This window comes from Streptomyces sp. Qhu_M48 (assembly GCF_051305195.1).
Taxonomy (GTDB): domain Bacteria; phylum Actinomycetota; class Actinomycetes; order Streptomycetales; family Streptomycetaceae; genus Streptomyces.
Map to the genome: position 1 here is coordinate 3,059,209 of NZ_CP195432.1, position 16,638 is coordinate 3,075,846.

15 protein-coding genes and 1 pseudogene are annotated in these 16,638 nt (G+C 73.6%); 6 read left to right on the forward strand and 10 right to left on the reverse strand.

Going from position 1 to position 16,638, the window contains the following annotated elements; all coding sequences use genetic code 11:
• Positions 1–365: 365 nt before the first annotated feature.
• The 3 genes from ACRRSS_RS14095 (at position 366) to ACRRSS_RS14105 (ending at position 4,610) form a co-directional block, all read left to right on the forward strand.
• Entirely contained in the window at positions 366–1,640 is a 1,275-nt protein-coding gene (locus tag ACRRSS_RS14095; RefSeq protein WP_435971548.1) for a geranylgeranyl reductase family protein, read from the forward strand.
• Between the two features lie 240 nt (positions 1,641–1,880).
• Positions 1,881–3,218, forward strand: coding sequence for a cation:proton antiporter domain-containing protein (locus ACRRSS_RS14100; protein WP_435971549.1), 1,338 nt, complete (start codon positions 1,881–1,883; stop codon positions 3,216–3,218).
• Positions 3,219–3,404: 186 nt separating this feature from the next.
• The gene (locus ACRRSS_RS14105; RefSeq protein ID WP_435971550.1) at positions 3,405–4,610 is read left to right on the forward strand and encodes a DUF2254 family protein; all 1,206 of its coding nucleotides are present in this window, start codon (positions 3,405–3,407) and stop codon (positions 4,608–4,610) included.
• 41 nt (positions 4,611–4,651) lie between these two features.
• Here ACRRSS_RS14105 and ACRRSS_RS14110 read toward each other — a convergent pair whose 3' ends face one another.
• The 4 genes from ACRRSS_RS14110 to ACRRSS_RS14125 all read right to left on the reverse strand — a co-directional run bounded on the left by ACRRSS_RS14110 (position 4,652) and on the right by ACRRSS_RS14125 (position 7,443).
• Entirely contained in the window at positions 4,652–6,082 is a 1,431-nt protein-coding gene (locus ACRRSS_RS14110; RefSeq protein WP_435971551.1) for a DUF2252 domain-containing protein, read from the reverse strand.
• A gap of 63 nt (positions 6,083–6,145) precedes the next feature.
• The gene (locus ACRRSS_RS14115) at positions 6,146–6,583 is read right to left on the reverse strand and encodes a DUF7144 family membrane protein (RefSeq protein WP_435971552.1); all 438 of its coding nucleotides are present in this window, start codon (positions 6,581–6,583) and stop codon (positions 6,146–6,148) included.
• A 40-nt stretch (positions 6,584–6,623) separates the two neighbouring features.
• The gene (locus tag ACRRSS_RS14120) at positions 6,624–6,911 is read right to left on the reverse strand and encodes an SHOCT domain-containing protein (RefSeq protein WP_435971553.1); all 288 of its coding nucleotides are present in this window, start codon (positions 6,909–6,911) and stop codon (positions 6,624–6,626) included.
• A 73-nt stretch (positions 6,912–6,984) separates the two neighbouring features.
• On the reverse strand, positions 6,985–7,443 hold the full coding sequence (locus ACRRSS_RS14125) for a DUF6325 family protein (RefSeq protein WP_435975327.1): 459 nt from the start codon (positions 7,441–7,443) through the stop codon (positions 6,985–6,987).
• A gap of 540 nt (positions 7,444–7,983) precedes the next feature.
• Between ACRRSS_RS14125 and ACRRSS_RS14130 the strand changes: the two are divergent.
• Together ACRRSS_RS14130 and ACRRSS_RS14135 are read left to right on the forward strand one after the other, a co-directional pair.
• Positions 7,984–8,785 (forward strand): annotated as a pseudogene (locus ACRRSS_RS14130) (alpha/beta hydrolase); the annotation flags it as partial.
• 191 nt (positions 8,786–8,976) lie between these two features.
• A complete protein-coding gene (locus ACRRSS_RS14135) occupies positions 8,977–10,368 on the forward strand; it encodes an NAD(P)/FAD-dependent oxidoreductase (protein WP_435971554.1) in 1,392 nt (463 codons plus the stop codon).
• Between the two features lie 262 nt (positions 10,369–10,630).
• On the opposite strand, the gene ACRRSS_RS14140 is transcribed toward ACRRSS_RS14135, so the two are convergent.
• The gene (locus ACRRSS_RS14140; protein WP_435971555.1) at positions 10,631–10,837 is read right to left on the reverse strand and encodes a hypothetical protein; all 207 of its coding nucleotides are present in this window, start codon (positions 10,835–10,837) and stop codon (positions 10,631–10,633) included.
• Here ACRRSS_RS14140 and ACRRSS_RS14145 point away from each other — a divergent pair.
• On the forward strand, positions 10,815–11,219 hold the full coding sequence (locus tag ACRRSS_RS14145) for a response regulator transcription factor (RefSeq protein WP_435971556.1): 405 nt from the start codon (positions 10,815–10,817) through the stop codon (positions 11,217–11,219). The two genes, ACRRSS_RS14140 and ACRRSS_RS14145, sit on opposite strands and share 23 nt — an antisense overlap.
• A gap of 72 nt (positions 11,220–11,291) precedes the next feature.
• On the opposite strand, the gene ACRRSS_RS14150 is transcribed toward ACRRSS_RS14145, so the two are convergent.
• The 5 genes from ACRRSS_RS14150 to ACRRSS_RS14170 are packed head-to-tail and all read right to left on the reverse strand — an operon-like array spanning position 11,292 to position 16,588.
• Complete coding sequence (locus ACRRSS_RS14150; RefSeq protein ID WP_435971557.1) at positions 11,292–12,128, reverse strand: ABC transporter ATP-binding protein; 837 nt, start codon at positions 12,126–12,128, stop codon at positions 11,292–11,294.
• Entirely contained in the window at positions 12,125–13,120 is a 996-nt protein-coding gene (locus ACRRSS_RS14155; protein WP_435971558.1) for an ABC transporter ATP-binding protein, read from the reverse strand. Before ACRRSS_RS14155 ends, ACRRSS_RS14150 begins: the two co-directional genes overlap by 4 nt.
• Positions 13,121–13,125: 5 nt before the next feature.
• Positions 13,126–14,004 carry an ABC transporter permease gene (locus ACRRSS_RS14160; protein WP_435971559.1) on the reverse strand — a complete coding sequence of 293 codons (879 nt, stop codon included), beginning with the start codon at positions 14,002–14,004 and terminating at the stop codon, positions 13,126–13,128.
• The gene (locus ACRRSS_RS14165) at positions 14,001–14,954 is read right to left on the reverse strand and encodes an ABC transporter permease (RefSeq protein ID WP_435971560.1); all 954 of its coding nucleotides are present in this window, start codon (positions 14,952–14,954) and stop codon (positions 14,001–14,003) included. Before ACRRSS_RS14165 ends, ACRRSS_RS14160 begins: the two co-directional genes overlap by 4 nt.
• Positions 14,951–16,588 (reverse strand): ABC transporter substrate-binding protein, encoded by a 1,638-nt coding sequence (locus ACRRSS_RS14170; RefSeq protein ID WP_435971561.1) that lies wholly within the window; start codon positions 16,586–16,588, stop codon positions 14,951–14,953. Before ACRRSS_RS14170 ends, ACRRSS_RS14165 begins: the two co-directional genes overlap by 4 nt.
• Positions 16,589–16,638 lie beyond the last annotated feature (50 nt).

A 16,638-nucleotide genomic window follows, 5' to 3' on the forward strand; every position in this document is an offset into this window, starting at 1 on the left:
TCCTCCCTCCCCTGTGCGGGCACTCCCACGTCCCACCGGCGTCGGCGCGGCGGACGGTGGGAGGTCTCCCACCCCTCGACCGTAGAAGGGCCCGGTTTCCGGATGATCACGCCCCCGTCGCACGGAGGGTTACGCCGCCCGCACGACGGCCGGGCGCCCGCGGTGAGCGGGGCGCGCACGGTCCGGACGGGGTCGGGGCGGGGTCAGGGGGCGGCCGGCGGCGCGTACCGCCCCGCGTACGGGCGGCTCCGCGGCCCGGAACGAGGGACAACCGTCCGGTGACGGGTGATCAAAGCCCTCGGCCGTGGGTACACATGGGGAGCCGTTCCCCCCACCTCGTGCCGGCCGCAGCAGAGGAAGAACCCATGGACCTGTCCCCCCACCGCGACTCGGCGGACGTCATCGTGGTCGGAGCCGGACCCGCCGGCTGCGCCACGGCCCACCACCTGGCCCTCGCCGGCCTCGACGTCCTGCTCCTGGAGAAGGCGACCTTCCCCCGGGACAAGATCTGCGGAGACGGGCTCACCCCGCGCGCCGTGAAGGAACTCGTCGACATGGGCGTCGACACCGAGGGGGCCGGCTGGGTCAGGACTCGGGGCCTGCGGGTCCACGGCTCGGGGACCACGGTGGAGATGCCCTGGCCCAGCGTGGCGTCCTTCCCCGACTTCGGACTCGTGCGCAGCCGGATGGACCTCGACCACCTGCTCGCCCGAACGGCCGTCGCGTCCGGAGCGCGCCTCCTGGAGGGGACCAAGGCCACCGGGCCGGTCTTCGAGCCGGGCACCGACCGGGTGGGCGGCGTGGTCGCCCGGCGGGACGGCGCGCCCCACACCTACCGGGCGCCGCTGGTGGTCGCCGCGGACGGCGCGTCGAGCCGGCTGGCCGTCGCCCTCGGCCTGCACCAGCGCAGGGACCGGCCCATGGGCGTGGCCGTGCGCCGCTACTACACCGTGCCCCACCGCGACCAGGACCACCTGGAGGCCTGGCTCGACCTGGAGACCCGCGACCCGCGCGGCCGGACGTACATGCCGTTCGGCTACGGCTGGGCCTTCCCGGTCGGCGACGGCTCCTTCAACGTCGGTCTGGGCACCTTCCACATCGGCCGCAGACCCGAACTCGACCACCGGCGGCTCTTCGGGGAGTGGACCGAGCGCATCTCCCCGGTGTGGCGCTTCGACGAGGCCCACGCCACCGGCCCGCTGCGCGGAGCGCCGCTGCCCGCTGGCCTCAACCGGCGCCCCCAGTACACCCGCGGTCTGCTCCTGACCGGCGACGCCGGAGGAATGATCAACCCGCTCAGCGGCGAGGGCATCGACTACGCGATGGAGTCCGGCCGACTGGCCGCCGACACCATCACCCACGCCCTGCGGCAGCCCACCGCGCACGCCCGCGAGGCGGCCCTGCTCGCCTACCCCGAAGCCGTCCGCGCGGCCTACGGCCGCTACTTCACCGTGGGGCGCCTCGTCGTGCACGCCCTCAACCACCCCCGTGTCATGAAGATCGTCGCCACGAAGGGCCTCCGCCGGCCCGTCCTCCAGCGCTTCATCTTCAAACTCTGGGCCAACCTCACCGACCCGCACAGCGACGACGCCCTCGACCGCGTCATCACCGCGCTCCAGCGCGCGGTCCCGGCGGCCTGACCCTCCGCACGGACCTCTCCGCCGCCCGTACGCCCGTGCGCCTACACCCGTACGCCCGCGCCCGTACGCCCACGCCTGTACACCCGTGCGCCCGTGCGCCCGTCAGGAAGGCTCTCGTCGTGGGCGAGGCAGCCGTGACCTCGCTCCACCCTCGCGATCCGGGACCGCTGGCGCGGTGCCGCGAACCCCTCCCGGTGGACACGTAGGGTGAGGTTCCGTGTCGCCGCGTGAGGAGTGCCGATGAGCAGCCAGTGGGCCCTGGTCGTCGCCGGGGGCGTGGTGGCCGGGTACGGGGCGTTCTCGCGACGCCTTTCCACGACCGTGATCTCCGGGCCCCTGGTGTTCATGGCGTTCGGCCTGGCGATGGGCCCGCTGGGCCTGGACCTGATGAGCCTGGCCGAGGAGCCCGAGCTCACCCGGAGCCTGCTGGAGAGTGCGCTGGTCCTGCTGCTGTTCGCGGACGCGGCGGCGATCCGCCCCCGCGACCTGCGCCTGGAGGAGTTCCTGCCGCTGCGGCTGCTCGCCGTGGGTCTGCCGCTCACCATCGCGCTGGGGTGGCTCCTCGCCTGGCCCCTGCTGCCAGGGCTCGGCCTGTGGGAACTCGCGCTCGTCGGCATCATCCTGGCGCCGACGGACGCCGCCCTCGGGCAGCAGGCCGTCGCCGACAAGCGGGTTCCGGCCCTGGTCCGGGGCGGTCTGGGGGTCGAGTCGGGTGTGAACGACGGACTGGCCCTGCCCTTCTTCGTCCTGGCGCTCGCGGCCGCCGGCGAGGGCCCGGGGGAGTCCGGCGTCGTCGAGACGTTTCTGCGTGCGCTGCTGCTGAGCGGTGTGGTCGGCATCGTCGTGGGAGGGGCCGGTGCCGCCCTCCTCCGCCGGTCGGCGGACCGGGGCTGGAGCAGCGCCGCGTGGCGGCCGTTCCTGACGATCGCCGTTCCCGTCGTCACCTACGCGCTGTGCGTGGCGGCCGAGGGCAGCGGCTTCATCGGCGCCTGGACCGCCGGCCTGGCGTTCGGCATCCGGGTGCGCCGGGCACCGGCCGGCGGCGGCGCACCGCTCGGAGGCGGCGCACCGCGCGGCGGCGTCCGCGAGGAGGGTTCGGACCCCGCACGGAGTACGGAGTTCACCGAGCGTCTCGGTCTGCTGCTCAGCTCGCTGAGCTTCCTGGTCTTCGGCGCGGTCATCCTGGGGCCGGTGCTGGAGCACCTCACCTGGCGGACGGTGGTCTACGCGGTGCTCAGCCTGACCGTCATCCGGATGCTGCCGGTCGCCCTCGCCCTGATCGGCACGGGCCTGCGGCCGGCTTCCGTCGCCTACATCGGCTGGTTCGGCCCGCGAGGACTCGCCTCCCTGGTGTTCGGCCTGATGGCGTTCGAGGAGCACCTGCCCGGAGTGGCCCTGCTGAGCGAGGTCGTCGCCGTGACCGTCGGTCTGAGCGTCCTCCTGCACGGCGCCTCGGCCCCCTTCCTGGGGCGGCGCTACGGCGACTGGTTCGCGCGCACCCTGCGTACCGCACCGGATCTGCGCGAGAACGCGCTCGCGGCCGACGCCGCGCCGGGCGGGCGCGCCTCCTCCGGCTAGGGAGCCCCGGCTCTCCAGGGTCGAGGGCCCCCCGGGGCTCTCCGGAGTCCGGGGGAGCACCGGATCGTCACGGGTGGCAGATCAGGCGCCCGGCCGGGCATTGCGGGAGAATCCGACCATGCTGATCGCACTGCCGACCCCGCCGGGCGTCGACGGCGTCCGGGGTCCGAGGCCGGGCGCCGCCGCATGAGGCGCGGAACCCCGCTGCGACGCAGCCGCCGCCTCCGCGCCGGCACCACCCAGCTGCTGTTCGTCCTCGTCGGGCTGGCCCTGGGCCTCGCCCTGCCGAGGATCGCCCGGGGACCGCGGATGCCGGCGCGGCAGGTGGTCGACATGCTGCTGGCCCTGGGTTTCGGCGTCCTGGGCATCACCGCCGTGATCTTCTCGCTGCTGTTCCTGGTGGTGCAGTGGGCCCACACGTCGTTCTCGCCCCGGCTGACGCTGTTCCGCGAGGCCCCCATCGTCTGGCGGACCTTCGCCTTCGCCCTCGGCCTCGCCGTGTACTGCGTCACGGCGGCCCTCGCCATCGGCGCCCACCCCGAGGTGTCGGCGGCCGTGCCGGGCCTCGCCGGGCTCGTCCTGCTGGCGTTGCTGGCCCTGCTGCGGAGGCTGCAGCTGAGGGCCTTCGAATCCGTCCAGCTCGCTCCGGTCCTCCAGGCGGTCACCGAGCGGGGCCGGGCACTCCTCGACGACCTGTACGCGCGGAGCGCCGGACAGGGGACGCCCGCCCCGCTTCCCCCGCCGAGTACGACGATCACCTGGCCCGAACCCCTCGCCGTGCTGCAACAGGTCGACACGCAGCGGCTGCTCACCACCGCCCGGGCGGCGAACGCGGTCATCGTCCTGCACGTCGTCCCGGGCACCACACTGCTCCGGGGGACCCACGTCGCCGACGTGCACGGCGCGCGACTGCCCGCGGCGGCCGTCCTGGACGGGCTGGTCACCGGGGCCGAGCGGACCTTCGAGCAGGACCCCCTGCTCGCCTTCCGGCTCCTGGCCGACATCGTGCTGCGGGCCCTGTCCCCGGCGGTCAACGACCCCGCCACCGCGGTGCAGGGCCTCGACCACCTGGAGGACCTGCTCACCGGACCCGTCGCCACCCGTTCGGGCCGACCCCTGCGGATCGCCGACGCCGACGGCGAGGTGCGCCTCGTGATCGAGCTGCCGGACCGGGACGCCTTCCTGCGCACCGGGCTCGACGACGTCATCGCCGCCGCCTCCGACGCACCGATGGTCCTCGTCCGCCTGCGCACCCTGCTGAAGCGCCTGACGGCCCAGAGCCCCCCGGACGGCAGGGAGGTCCTCACCCGCCGGCTGGCCTGGGTCGAGCGAGAACTCGCCGACGGCTTCCCCGCCCTGTGGCGGGAGACGGCGGACGGCCCCGAGGGCTGAGCCGCACGGAGCGCGGCTCAGCCCTCGGGGCCCTTCCCCGGTCAGGACGCCGGCACTTCCTCCGCCGGCAGCCTGCCCGCTGCCACCGCGTCGACCAGTGCCCGGTGGTCGTGCTCGTTCTGGTCGGCGTAGGCCTCCGCGAACTGTGCGACGGCCCGGTCGAAGGAGGTCCCGCCGCCGAGGTACGCGGCGATCGCGATCCGGTCTCCGGACCGCGCGTGCGCCCGCGCCAGCGTGACTCCGCACAGTTCGCCGAACGCCTCCATGTCCTTGGGCCGCATCCGCTCGGGCATGGCGATGCCCTTCCAGTCGCGCAACTGGCGGATGTAGAAGTCGCGCTTCCGGCCGTCGATGCCGTCCACCCGCTCCCAGCCGAGGAAGATGTCGCTGGCGGCCTGCATCAACCGCTGTCCCGCGACCACCCGCTCGCCCTGGTTGCGGTAGATGCTCGCGCCGACGTGTGCGGCGAGCACGGAGGTGTCGGCCTCCTTGGCCTGGAGGAAGAGCGGGTCCTCGTCGTCCCGGCCGAGGAGCAGGAAGATCCAGCAGCGGGTCCCGACGCTGCCGACGCCGACCACCTTGCGCGCCACGTCCGCCAGGCGGTACTCCTCCAGGAGCGTGCGCCGGTCGGAGCTCAGGGTGCGGACGTACCGTCCGATCAGGGCACGGAACTGGCGCTCCAGCTCGGTGCGCTCGACATCCGGGAGGATGTCGCCGATGGGGACGAGCAGCGGGGGATCGGCCGCGATCACGGGCCGTCCGTCGACCGTCTCGGTGACCTTGGCGAAGGTCTGCAGGCTGTCCCGGGTGCGTGCCTTCGCCATGGCGCGGGCCAGGTTCCGCTGACCGCGCCGGTGGAGCCGGTCGGCGGCCAGGGCCTCGAGGCGGTCCGAGTCGATCTTGGCGTACCAGACGTCGATGGTGCGCATGGCGGCGAAGCGGGTCATCGCCTCCCGGTACGAACGGACCGTGTTCCGGACGATGCGGGCGCGCTCGGCGTCGTCGAAGCCGTTCGCCCGGCCCGCGATGACGAAGCTCGCCGACAACCGCTTGACGTCCCACTCCCACGGGCCCGGCAGCGTCTCGTCGAAGTCGTTGATGTCGAACATCAACCGTCGCTCCGGCGAGGCCAGCAGACGGAAGTTCAGCATGTGCGCGTCCCCGCACAGCTGGGCCGTGAAGCCCGAGCGCGGGGTGGCGGCCAGGTCGGAGGCCATGATGGCGGCGGCGCCCCGGTAGAAGCGGAACGGGGACTCCGTCATCCGGGCGTACCGGATCGGGACCAGTTCGGGCACCCGTGTCGCGGACTGGGCCTCCAGGATGGTCAGCGGGTCCGGCCTGTGGGGTGACGGCCGGTACTCGGCATGGCTCGACCGGGGTGCGCCGCGCCGGGCCTTCTTGCCGAGCGCCGCGCGTTCCTCGGGCGTGGCGTGGGGCGCCGCGCGCGTCGCCGCATTGGTCTTCCGGGGCATCGAAAGCCCTCCTGCCTGGCCCGTCGAACCGTCGTCGGGGTGCGTCCGGGGTTCACCCCGGGGTCACGTCCGCGGCAGCCGGGGAGCCGCGCACAGCGCCCAGATGACGATGACGTCGATGGCGATCAGGAGCATCGCCCAGAACGGGTAGTAGGGCAGCCACATGAAGTTCGCGATCATGCCCAGACCCGCCAGCGCGACGCCGATCATCCGGGCCCACAGGGCTCCCTTGAACAGGGCGAAACCCGCGAGCAGCATGATGATGCCGAGGATGAGGTGGACCCAGCCCCAGCCGGTCAGGCTGAACTGGTACACGTAGTTGCGGGTGGTGACGAACAGGTCGTCCTTGGCGATGCCGGCGATCCCCTGGAACAGGGTCATCAGGCCGACGAAGATCATGAGGACCGCGGCGAAGACCACCCACCCACCGACGACGGGACCGCTCCCGCCGTGGCTTCGCGCCGTCCCGCCCTGCTGGGTTCCGCTCGTGTTGCTGGTCATGGGGCTCTCCTTGGGGTACGGACGACCTGGGCGGAGGCGGTCACGAGCCGAGGATCCGGCTCTTCTGGGCCGCGAACTCCTCCTCGGTGAGGACGCCTTGCGCCTTCAGCTCGCCGAGGTCCTTGAGCTGGGCGATCCTGCTGCTCATGTCGTCGGCCGGCGCGGCCGGTGCGGACGCCGGCGCGGCGGCGGGTGCCGCCGCCTGCTGCTGGGGCGGCTCCTGCTGGGCCCAGCGCCCGGCCTGACGCCGCGAGACGCGGTTGGAGACGGCGGTCGCCGTTCCGGCCACCACCGCGGTCCGCGCGACCCCTCGAAGAAGTCCTGGCATGACGGTTGTCTCCTTGCCTCTGCCGAGCCCTGTCTCTGCCCCGGCCGTACTCCGACCGGGTGGATCCCGCTCCTCAGGTGTAGCCGTCGCCCGTCGCGGGCTCCTCGGCGTCGAGCGAGGCCAGCAGCGCCTGTACGGGGATACGGCCTCCGGCCACCAGCTGCGCGCCGCTGCGCCGCAGCGCCCGTGCGAGAGGGGCGGCCCAGAGGTTCTCGTACACCAGGATCCCGGCCGAACTGCCGGGCTGCAGGGCGGTGCCGGCCTCCAGGACGTCGTCCTCACCGAGGAGTCCGGACGAGGCGCCCTCGAACACCGACAGGTCGAGTTCGCCGTCACCGTCGAGGTCCTTCAGCTCCACGACGACGACACCCCCGTCGAGGTCCTTGCGGACGAACAGGAGGTCGAGGATGCGGACGATGCCGCGGTCGACCAGGTCGAGGAGGAGGGAGAACCCCTCGCCCGTCATCCGGTTGCCCGGGAACTCGACGACCAGATAGTCGACCGGTCCCATGTCCTCGAAGTCGTCGCTCATGTCCAGATCGCTCATGACCACTCCACACCCGCTGGTTGGATGCCGTGACAGCTTCCGGCCTCGTCCGCCGTCGTGTGGGGGAAGGCAAGATCCGACGGAACTCTCCCTCCATTGCAACAGCCGCCGGACCGCTTCGCACCTTTACGGAGGGGCCGCCCCACACCCTCGCGGAGGGGCGCGTCCGGGGGGCCTTCGGCGAGCCGGAACACGGACCCCCGACGCGAGAACGGCGGGCCGGGTTCTCCTCATCGGGAACCAGTTCGCCGCGGCCCGCTCCTCCTGCGGTCGGACGGGAATCCGGCCTCGGGAGGGATTCGTCCAACTCCCTTCTGAGCGAAGGTGCGTGAGACGAGTCCCTTCACCCCGCCAAGGACCTGACGCACTGTGAGAAGCAGACGAACGGCATCCGGCGTGGCCCTCAGCGCCCTCGAGACACTCATACCCGCGCTCACGCCGCCGGCCGCCGCCCCGGCCGTCCCGGCGCCCAGGGCGGCCGTCGATCCCCTGAAGCCGTACACGCAGCAGAAACCGCGCTGGAAGCGCTGCGACGCCGAGGCGCCGGCGGAGTACGAGTGCGCGACGATCAGGGGTCCGCTCGACGTGATCCGTGCCGCGCTCGGCGAGAAGAAGATCTCGTACCTCGGGTACTCCTACGGCACATACCTCGGTGCCGTCTACACGCAGATGTTCCCGCGGCGTGCCGACCGCTTCGTGCGGGACAGCGCGGTCGATCCGGCGCGGATCTGGCGCGGCATGATCCAGGTGTGGGCGGAGGGCGCGGAACCGGCGTTCACACGGTGGAGCGGGTGGACCGCCGAACGGCACGCGACGTACGGACTCGGGGACACCCCGGCCGAGGTCCGCACGAGCTTCTGGGCCGTCGTCTGCGCCGACACCCGCGCCTGGCCGCGCGACCCGGAGCGGTACCGCCGCGACGCCGTCCGCGACAAGGCCAGGTACCCGCTGTACGGCGACTTCGCGTCCCACATCAAGCCGTGCGCGTTCTGGGGGAACGGGTCCGAACCCGCCACCAAGGTGGACAACACCGTCGGAGCGCTCATCCTGCAGAACGAGTGGGACTCCCAGACCCCGCTGGTCAGCGGCCAGGGGCTGCGCCGCACCATGAAGGGCTCCCGGATGGTCACGGTCCTCGGCGGCCAGGGCCACGGCGTCTACGGCTCCGGGTCCTGCGCCGACCGCACCGCCACGGCCTATCTGGTGACGGGCGGACTGCCCCCCCGCGGACGTGACGTGCCAGGCCACGCCGGCCCAGGCCCGGAACCGCCTGGAGCTTCCGCTGCCGACACCCCCGGGCATCCCGGGCCGGCGGCTCGGCCTCTGACCGGACCCCCGGCCCCCTGACGAAAGGGGCTCTCCCCCCGCGGGGAGAGCCCCACCGTCGTGCTCTGCGGGTGGAGCGACACCGCCGCGCTTACGTCAACACCCTTGACCTTGTCGAGCACCGCGGAGTCTCATGGGCCCACTTCGGAGGCTCCCCGCGCCCGGGTGCCTCCGCGACCCGAAGGAACGCCCATGGACCACCTCGACTCGCTCCGGGACGTCGACCCCACCCCCTTCTGGCTCGACGACCCCCGCCGCCCGCGGCCCGCCCCCGCCCTCGTCGGCGGCACCACCTGTGACCTGCTCGTGGTCGGCGGGGGCTACACCGGCCTGTGGACCGCCCTCCTCGCCAAGGAGCGCGACCCCTCCACCGACGTCCTCCTCGTCGAGGCGGACGAGGTCGGCGGCGCCGCCTCCGGCCGCAACGGAGGGTTCTGCGAGGCCAGCCTCACCCACGGCCTGGCGAACGGCCTCCAGCGCTGGCCCGAGGAGATCGGCCTCCTCGAACGGCTCGGCCGCGAGAACCTCCAGGCCATCGAGGACACGATCGAGCGCTACGGCGTCGACTGCGACTGGGAGCGCACCGGCTCCCTCGTCGTCGCCACCGAGCCCTACCAGCTCGACGGCCTCGCGGAGGAGGCCGAGGCCGCCGCCCGCCACGGCGGCAGGCCGCTCCTCCTCGACCGCGAGGCGGTCCGGGCCGAGATCGACTCCCCGACCTTCCTCGGCGGCCTCTTCCAGCGGGACGACGTCGCCATGGTCAACCCGGCACGGCTCGCCTGGGGCCTCAGGCAGGCCTGTCTCGACCTCGGCGTCCGCATCCACGAGCACACCCCCGCGACCTCGTTCGACGAGCGCGGCGCCGTGATCGGCGTCGGCACCCCCTACGGCCGGATCACCGCCGGACGCGTCGCCCTCGCCACCAACGCCTACCCGTCCCTGCTCCGGCGCCACCGCCCGTACACCGTCCCCGTCTACGACTACGCGCTGATGACCGAGCCGCTCACCGAGGCGCAGCTCGCCTCCGTCGGCTGGGCGCGCCGCCAGGGCTTCGCGGACTGCGCCAACCAGTTCCACTACGTCCGCCTCTCCGCCGACAACCGCATCCTGTGGGGCGGTTACGACGCCGTCCACCACGGCGGCCCGGTCCGCCCCGAACACGACCGGCGGCCCGAGACGTACGCGACACTCGCCCGGCACTTCTTCACGACCTTCCCGCAGCTGGCAGGGGTCCGCTTCAGTCACGCCTGGGGCGGGGCCATCGACACCAGCACCCGTTTCTGTGTCTTCTTCGACACGAGCCACCGGGGCAAGGTCGCCTACGCCGCCGGATTCACCGGCCTCGGCGTCGGCGCCACCCGCTTCGGCGCCGGCGTCATGCTCGACCTGCTGGCGGGCGAGTCCACCGAGCGGACCCGCCTGGAACTCGTACGCCGCAAGCCGCTGCCCTTCCCGCCCGAGCCCGCCCGCTCGCTCGGCATCGCCCTCACCAAGTGGTCCATGGCCCGCGCCGACCTGAACGAGGGACGCCGCAACCTCTGGCTGCGCACCCTCGACCGCTTCGGCCTCGGCTTCGACAGCTGACCCGGCCGCCGGGGTCACCGGCGGCGCAGGGCGCGTCGGGCGTGGTCGAGGGTGACGGCCGCCAGCAGCGGACCCCAGGCGACCAGGGGGAGGTAGGCGGCGGTCATCACCAGGCCGGCGAAGCCCTGCGGCGCGTCGGGGGAACCCAGGTTGTCGGGGCCGTACCACTGGAGGGCGCCGAGGACGCCGCCGGCGGTGAGGACGAGGGCGCCCAGGGCCGCCGGGACGATCGCGGCGAGCGGGTGGATCCGGCGGCCGCCGATCAGGGGAACCGGCGCGGTACCACCCGGCCCCAGGGGCGGACCAGGCCGAGGGTGAGGAAGGCCAGCACCTCGGCGAGCGTGCTCAGGGTCAGCATGGAGAAGGTGCCCCACCCGATGACGTCCGCGTGGAGCAGGGCGAGCGCCTCGCCGGAGAACCCCATCGGCGCGCCGAAGGCGAAGGCGATGCGCCACAGTCCGGACGGCACCGTCGACCAGACCGCCGCCTTGGCGGCGCGCACGGCCCAGCGGGGGGCGGGGGCGGTGCGGGCGGCGGTCGTCGGCGACGCGTTGATCAGCCCGCAGATCACCGTCCGGCTGCTGAGGCGGCTTGCCCCGGAGCCCGCGCCACGGGAGCGCGCCCGGGCGGCGCAGGCGCCGGGCGGCGTCGGGGCGCTGACCGCCCGGGAGCGTGAGATCGCCGGACGCGTCGGCGACGGGGCCACCAACGCCGAGATCGGCGCGGCCCTGTTCATCTCGCCCGGGACGGTGAAGAACCACCTCGCCACGATCCAGCGCAAGGTCGGAGCCCGCAACCGGGTCGGCGTCGCCGCCTGGGCGTGGGAGCACGCCCGGCCGCCCGTCCGCTGAGAGCGGCGCCGGCCCCCGCCGGGGGGCATGACAGCCGCCTTCGTTCGCCTCGTCCGGGCGCCGCAGGATCCGTCACCGGCCCGCGGGGAAACGGCCCCGGCGGGGGACCGAGTCCAGGAGCAGGCGGGTGTACGGGTGTTCCGGGGCCGCCAGGACCCGCGAGGCGGGGCCCGTCTCCACGACCTGGCCGGACCTGAGCACGAGGACCTCGTCGGCGATGTGCCGCACCACCGCCAGGTCGTGGGTGACGAAGAGGTAGCCGATGCCCGACGCGCGGCGGATCGCGCCGAGGAGTTCGAGGATCTGGGCCTGGATCGAGACGTCGAGCGCGGCGACGGCCTCGTCGAGGACGAGGACCCGCGGTTCCACGGCGAGCGCGCGGGCGATCGCCACGCGCTGCCGCTGGCCGCCCGAAAGACCGCGGGGGAGGGCGGCGGCCTCGCGGGTGCCGAGGCCGACCTGGTCCAGCAGTTCGGCGACCCTGGCCCGGCGTCCGGCGGGGCCGAGGGCGGTGTGGAGGCGCAGGACCTCGTCGAGGCAGCCGGAGACGGTCACCCGGGGGTCGAGCGAGAGGTACGGGTCCTGGAAGACCATCTGGATCTCCCGGGCCCTGGCCAGCCGTTCGGCCCGCCCCCGGGGCCGCGTGGAGCGGTCCCGGCCGTTCAGGCGGACGGTCCCGCCGTCCGGGCGCTCCAGGCCGACGAGCATCCGCACGGTGGTGGTCTTGCCGCTGCCGGACTCCCCCACGAGGGCGAGGGAGGCCCCGGGCGCCAGGGTGAACGACACGCCGTCGACCGCCGCGTGGTCCCCGTACCGCTTCCGCAGCCCCTCGACGACCAGCCCTTCGACGGCCGAGCCTTCGACGACCGGGCCTTCGGCGCCCGGTCCCCCCTTCGCTGAGACGGTCACAGCGTGATCCCTTCGTCGGCGCGGTGGCAGGCGGCGAGTCCGTCGCCGTGCCGGGCGAGCACGGGCTTCTCCTCCGAGCAGCGCGGCACCGCGTGGGCGCAGCGCGCGGCGAAGGCGCACCCCGGCGGCGCCTCGGAGAGGGAGACGGGCCGTCCGGGGATGGGCCGGGGCGGGGCCGCGTCCGCGGTGATGTCCGGCGTACAGGCGAGCAGCCCGGCCGTGTACGGGTGGCGCGGCCGGTCGAACAGTTCGTCGGTGCCCCGTGTCTCCACGATCCGGCCCGCGTACATCACGTACACCCGGTCGCAGACCGTGGCGGCCAGTTCGAGGTCGTGGGTCACGAACAGCAGGCCCGTGCCGCGCTCCGCCCGCAGTCCGGCGAGGAGGCCGACGATCTCCGCCTGGGTCGTGACGTCCAGGGCGGTGGTCGGCTCGTCGGCGACGATCAGCGCGGGTTCGGCCGCGAGGGCCGCCGCGATGACCACCCGCTGGAGCATGCCGCCGGAGAACTCGTGCGGACGGCGGCGCAGGGCGCCGCGCGGGTCGCGGATGCCGACCGCGTCGAGGAGGTCCAGGGCCCGCGCGGTCGCCGCGGCGGCCGGGGTGCCGGCCGCGCGGAGTCCCTCGGTGAGGAAGTCGCCGACGCGGCGCAGCGGGTTCACGGAGGCGCGCGGGTCCTGGTAGACCATCGCGACCTGCCGGGCCCGCAGCGCGGTCAGTTCCGCGCGGTTCATGGCGAGGACGTCCCGCCCGGCGACCCGGACCTCGCCGCTGGTGCGCGCGCCAGCGGGCAGCAGCCCGAGGACGCTGCGGCAGGCCACGGACTTGCCCGAGCCGGACTCGCCGACCAGGCCGACGCTCTCCCCGGGCGCCACCCGGAGCCCGACACCGTCGAGGATCGGCCGCGCGGCGCGATCGTCGGCGAGCCGGACCCCGAGCCCGTCGATCTCCAGGACCGGGTCCGTGTCCCGCTGCTTCCTCGTGTCCGGCATGCCGTTCACCGTTCCCGCCTCGCGATCCGGTCGGCGAGCCCCTCGCCGACGATGCCGAACGCCACCACCGCGAGCACGATGCACACGGAGGGCGCGAGGGCGGGCAGCATCGCCCCCTGCTGGACGGCCGCCTGGCCTTCGTTGATCATGGCGCCCCAGTCGGCGGTCGGCGGCTGCACGCCGAAGCCGAGGTACGAGAGTGCCGCCAGGTCCATCAGCGCGTACCCGAAGTTCATCGCGGACTGCGCGAAGACGGTGGGCGCGATGTTGGGCAGCAGGTGGCGCAGGCAGACGGTCCAGCCGGACCAGCCCTGCACCCGGTAGGCCTCAATGTACGGCCGGGCCTTCTCCTGGCGTGCGATGCCGCGCACCAGGCGTCCCACGTACGGCGTGTAGGCCACCGCCATGGCGATCACCGGCGCGGTCATCCCGGAGCCGACGACGGAGACGAGCAGGATCGCGAGCAGCAGCCCCGGGATCGCGAAGACCATGTCCATCGAGCGGGACAGGAGCGAGTCCGCCCAGCCGCCGCGCCAGGCCGCCACCACGCCGACCGCGGTGCCGAGCAGGGTGGAGACGCCGACGACGAGCAGGGGGCCGAGCAGGCCGGTGCGGGCGCCGTGGATCAGCCGGGACAGGATGTCGCGCCCGGACTGGTCGGTGCCGAGCGGATGCTCGCCGGTGGTGCCGGCCAGGCTCGCCGACAGGTCGAGGACCTCGGGGTCGTACGGCGCGAGGGCGGGGGCGAGGACGGCGACCAGGACCAGTGCGGCGAGCACCGCGACCGAGGCGGTGAACAGGGGCCCCTGGCCGAGGAGGCGCAGGGCGCGCAGGCCGGGCCTGCGGAGCGGGACGGTGGGCGCCGGGGGCGCGGTGGTGGTCATGAGGAGCCTTCCCCGTGGAGAGACAGCCGGGGGTCGATGAGGGGGGCGAGCAGATCGACGGCGAGGTTGACGAGGACGAACGCGGCCACGCTGAGCAGGGTGATCGCCTGCACGACGGCGAAGTCCTTGGCCGAGACCGACTGCACGAGCAGGGAGCCGAGGCCGGGCACGTCGAAGGCGGTCTCGACGATCGAGGTGCTGATGAGGAGGCCGGCGAGCATGGTGCCGCCGACGGTGACGACCGGGCCGAGCGCGTTGCGCAGCACGTGCCGGCGGACCACGGTCCGCCCCGCGACGCCACGGGCCCGCGCCACCTCGACGTGTTCCCGGCCGAGTTCGTCGAGCATCGCCGAGCGGGTGACCCGGGCGAGCAGACCGGCGAAGGTCAGTGCCAGGGCGACGGCGGGCAGGGTGAGGTGGTGGAGCCGTTCGGAGAACCCGGTGGGTGTGCCGCCGGGGCCCGGGAACCAGCCCAGCTGGACGGAGAACAGCGACACGAGCGCGATGGCGGTCACGAAGGAGGGGGTGGCCGTGGCGACGCCGGTGCCGAGGAGCACCGTCCGGTCGAGCGGGCCGGGCCGCAGCGCGGCGAGGATCCCGGCCCCCACACCGACGAGGGCGACGAGCAGGGCCGCGTACCCGACGAGCAGGGCCGTGCCGGGCAGCCGGGAGCCGATGAGCGCGGCGACGTCCTGGTGGAACTGGGCGGAGGTGCCGAAGTCGCCCTGGAGGACGCCGCCGAGCCACTTCGCGTACTGCACGGCCAGCGGGTCGTCCAGGTGGTACTGGGCGCGCAGGGCCGCCACGGCCTCGGGGGTCGCGGGGCGGCCGTGGAGCAGGAACGACACCGGGTCGCCGGGTGCCAGGTGGACGCTGCCGAAGACCACGAGGGAGGTCGTGAACAGCACCGCCACCAGGCCGAGGAGCCGTCCGACGAGGAAGCGGGTCATTTCTTCGCGGCCCCGATCGTCGCGGCCCACGGGTAGTACAGCTGGGCGATCCCGGTCGGGGCGCCGGTCACGCGCTTGCCGAGGAAGACGGAGTGGGGCGCCTCGTACAGGGGGATGACCGGGAGCTCGCGCATCGCGATCGTCTGCAGCTCGGCGGTCCGCTCCGCACGCCGCCCCGCGTCGGGCTCGGAGTTGGCCCGGTCGAAGGCGACGTCGAACTCGGCGTTCGACCACGTGCCGTAGTTCCCGAAGTCGCCGGTGCGCAGGTACTGGTAGAACTCCAGCGGATCGGGCGTGTTGTCGTACCCGCTGGTGATGACCAGGTCGAGGCCCTCGCGTGCGCTCGGGTCGACGAAGATGGCGCTGTACGCCTCCGGGGCGACGGACTTGAGCTTGACGTCGAGTCCGATCTGCCGCCCGGCGGCCTGGACGGCGTTGGCGACGACGCTGATCTCCGGGGCGAGCGTGCTGGTGACCAGGGTGATCGAGCGGCCGGCCGCGCCCGCCTCCTGGACGAGCTTCTTCGCGGCCTCGATGTCGTACACGGGCTCGGGCTGGGTGTCGTACAGTGCGGCGGTCTTCTCGGGGGCCAGGGCCCAGGCGCCGCGCGCGGCGGGGGCCTTGGCGGGGACGCCGACGCCACCGGCCGCGGCCTTGATGATGTTCTTGCGGTCGAGCGCCAGGGAGAGGGCCCTGCGGACCCTGAGGTCGCCGAGCGGGCCGTGGAAGTCGAGGACCGCGAGGTTCGACGCGGCGGTGTTGGGACCGAAGAGGACCGAGCCCTTGCCGCTGGCGCGGAGCTGCCCGAGCGAGGAGGACGGCACCATGTAGCCGCCGTCGGCCGTGCCGGACAGGAAGGCGTTGGTGCGGGCCGCAGGGTCCTCGACGAAGGTGAACCTGACCCTCTCCGACTTGGGGGAGAGCTTCGGGTCCCAGTAGTCCGGGTGCTTCTTGAGAGTGATCTCGGTGCCCTGGGACCAGGTGTCCAGGGCGTACGGCCCGGTGCAGTTGATCCCGCCCTTGGGGGTGCCGTAGTCCTTGCCGGCCGCGGCGAGGGTGGCGGCGCTCTCGATGGTGCCGGGGGAGGCGGCCATCAGCTCGTGGAGCAGGATGTCGGGCTTGCCGAGCCGGAGCGTCACCTCCAGCGGTCCGGTCTTCTCGATCGCGTCGACGTTCTTGAAGGACGAGCCCCAGGGGGAGCCGGTCTTCGGGTCCATCTGCCGCTTGAGGGAGGCGACCACGTCGTCGGCGGTCATGGTCGTGCCGTCGTGGAACCTCACGCCGGGGCGCAGGGTGTAGACGAGCGTGCGCGGGTCGGGGCGGTCGTACTTCACCGCGAGGCCGGGCTCGATCCGCAGGTCGGGCGTGACCCGCAGGAGTTGCTCGCACACGTTGGCGAGCACGGTGTTCGGCGGGTAGTCGTACGCGAGGGCGTAGTCGAGTGTGTACGGCTCGGCGTACAGGGACCAGGTGAAGGAGTCCAGTGGGCCCTGGGCGGGCGGCGACAGCGGAGCGACCTTGAAGTCGGTGCCGCCGGCGGCGGCACGGGGCGTCGTCGCGCCGGAACAGGCGCCGGTGGTGGCGGCGAGAGCGGCGGTACAGGCGAGAAGCGCGATGGTTCTGGACATGCGCATGCAGACCCACCCCTTTACGGGTGTAGTGACGGGCGCTGGGGGATGGAGCG

Bases quoted from the DNA above. Each gene is read 5' to 3' on its own strand.
- ACRRSS_RS14095 (WP_435971548.1), top strand. From the start codon at position 366: ATGGACCTGTCCCCCCACCGCGACTCGGCGGACGTCATCGTGGTCGGA.
- ACRRSS_RS14100 (WP_435971549.1), top strand. From the start codon at position 1,881: ATGAGCAGCCAGTGGGCCCTGGTCGTCGCCGGGGGCGTGGTGGCCGGG.
- ACRRSS_RS14105 (WP_435971550.1), top strand. From the start codon at position 3,405: ATGAGGCGCGGAACCCCGCTGCGACGCAGCCGCCGCCTCCGCGCCGGC.
- ACRRSS_RS14110 (WP_435971551.1), bottom strand. From the start codon at position 6,082: ATGCCCCGGAAGACCAATGCGGCGACGCGCGCGGCGCCCCACGCCACG.
- ACRRSS_RS14115 (WP_435971552.1), bottom strand. From the start codon at position 6,583: ATGACCAGCAACACGAGCGGAACCCAGCAGGGCGGGACGGCGCGAAGC.
- ACRRSS_RS14120 (WP_435971553.1), bottom strand. From the start codon at position 6,911: ATGCCAGGACTTCTTCGAGGGGTCGCGCGGACCGCGGTGGTGGCCGGA.
- ACRRSS_RS14125 (WP_435975327.1), bottom strand. From the start codon at position 7,443: ATGAGCGACGACTTCGAGGACATGGGACCGGTCGACTATCTGGTCGTC.
- ACRRSS_RS14135 (WP_435971554.1), top strand. From the start codon at position 8,977: ATGGACCACCTCGACTCGCTCCGGGACGTCGACCCCACCCCCTTCTGG.
- ACRRSS_RS14145 (WP_435971556.1), top strand. From the start codon at position 10,815: ATGCGCCACAGTCCGGACGGCACCGTCGACCAGACCGCCGCCTTGGCG.
- ACRRSS_RS14155 (WP_435971558.1), bottom strand. From the start codon at position 13,120: ATGCCGGACACGAGGAAGCAGCGGGACACGGACCCGGTCCTGGAGATC.
- ACRRSS_RS14160 (WP_435971559.1), bottom strand. From the start codon at position 14,004: ATGACCACCACCGCGCCCCCGGCGCCCACCGTCCCGCTCCGCAGGCCC.
- ACRRSS_RS14165 (WP_435971560.1), bottom strand. From the start codon at position 14,954: ATGACCCGCTTCCTCGTCGGACGGCTCCTCGGCCTGGTGGCGGTGCTG.
- ACRRSS_RS14170 (WP_435971561.1), bottom strand. From the start codon at position 16,588: ATGCGCATGTCCAGAACCATCGCGCTTCTCGCCTGTACCGCCGCTCTC.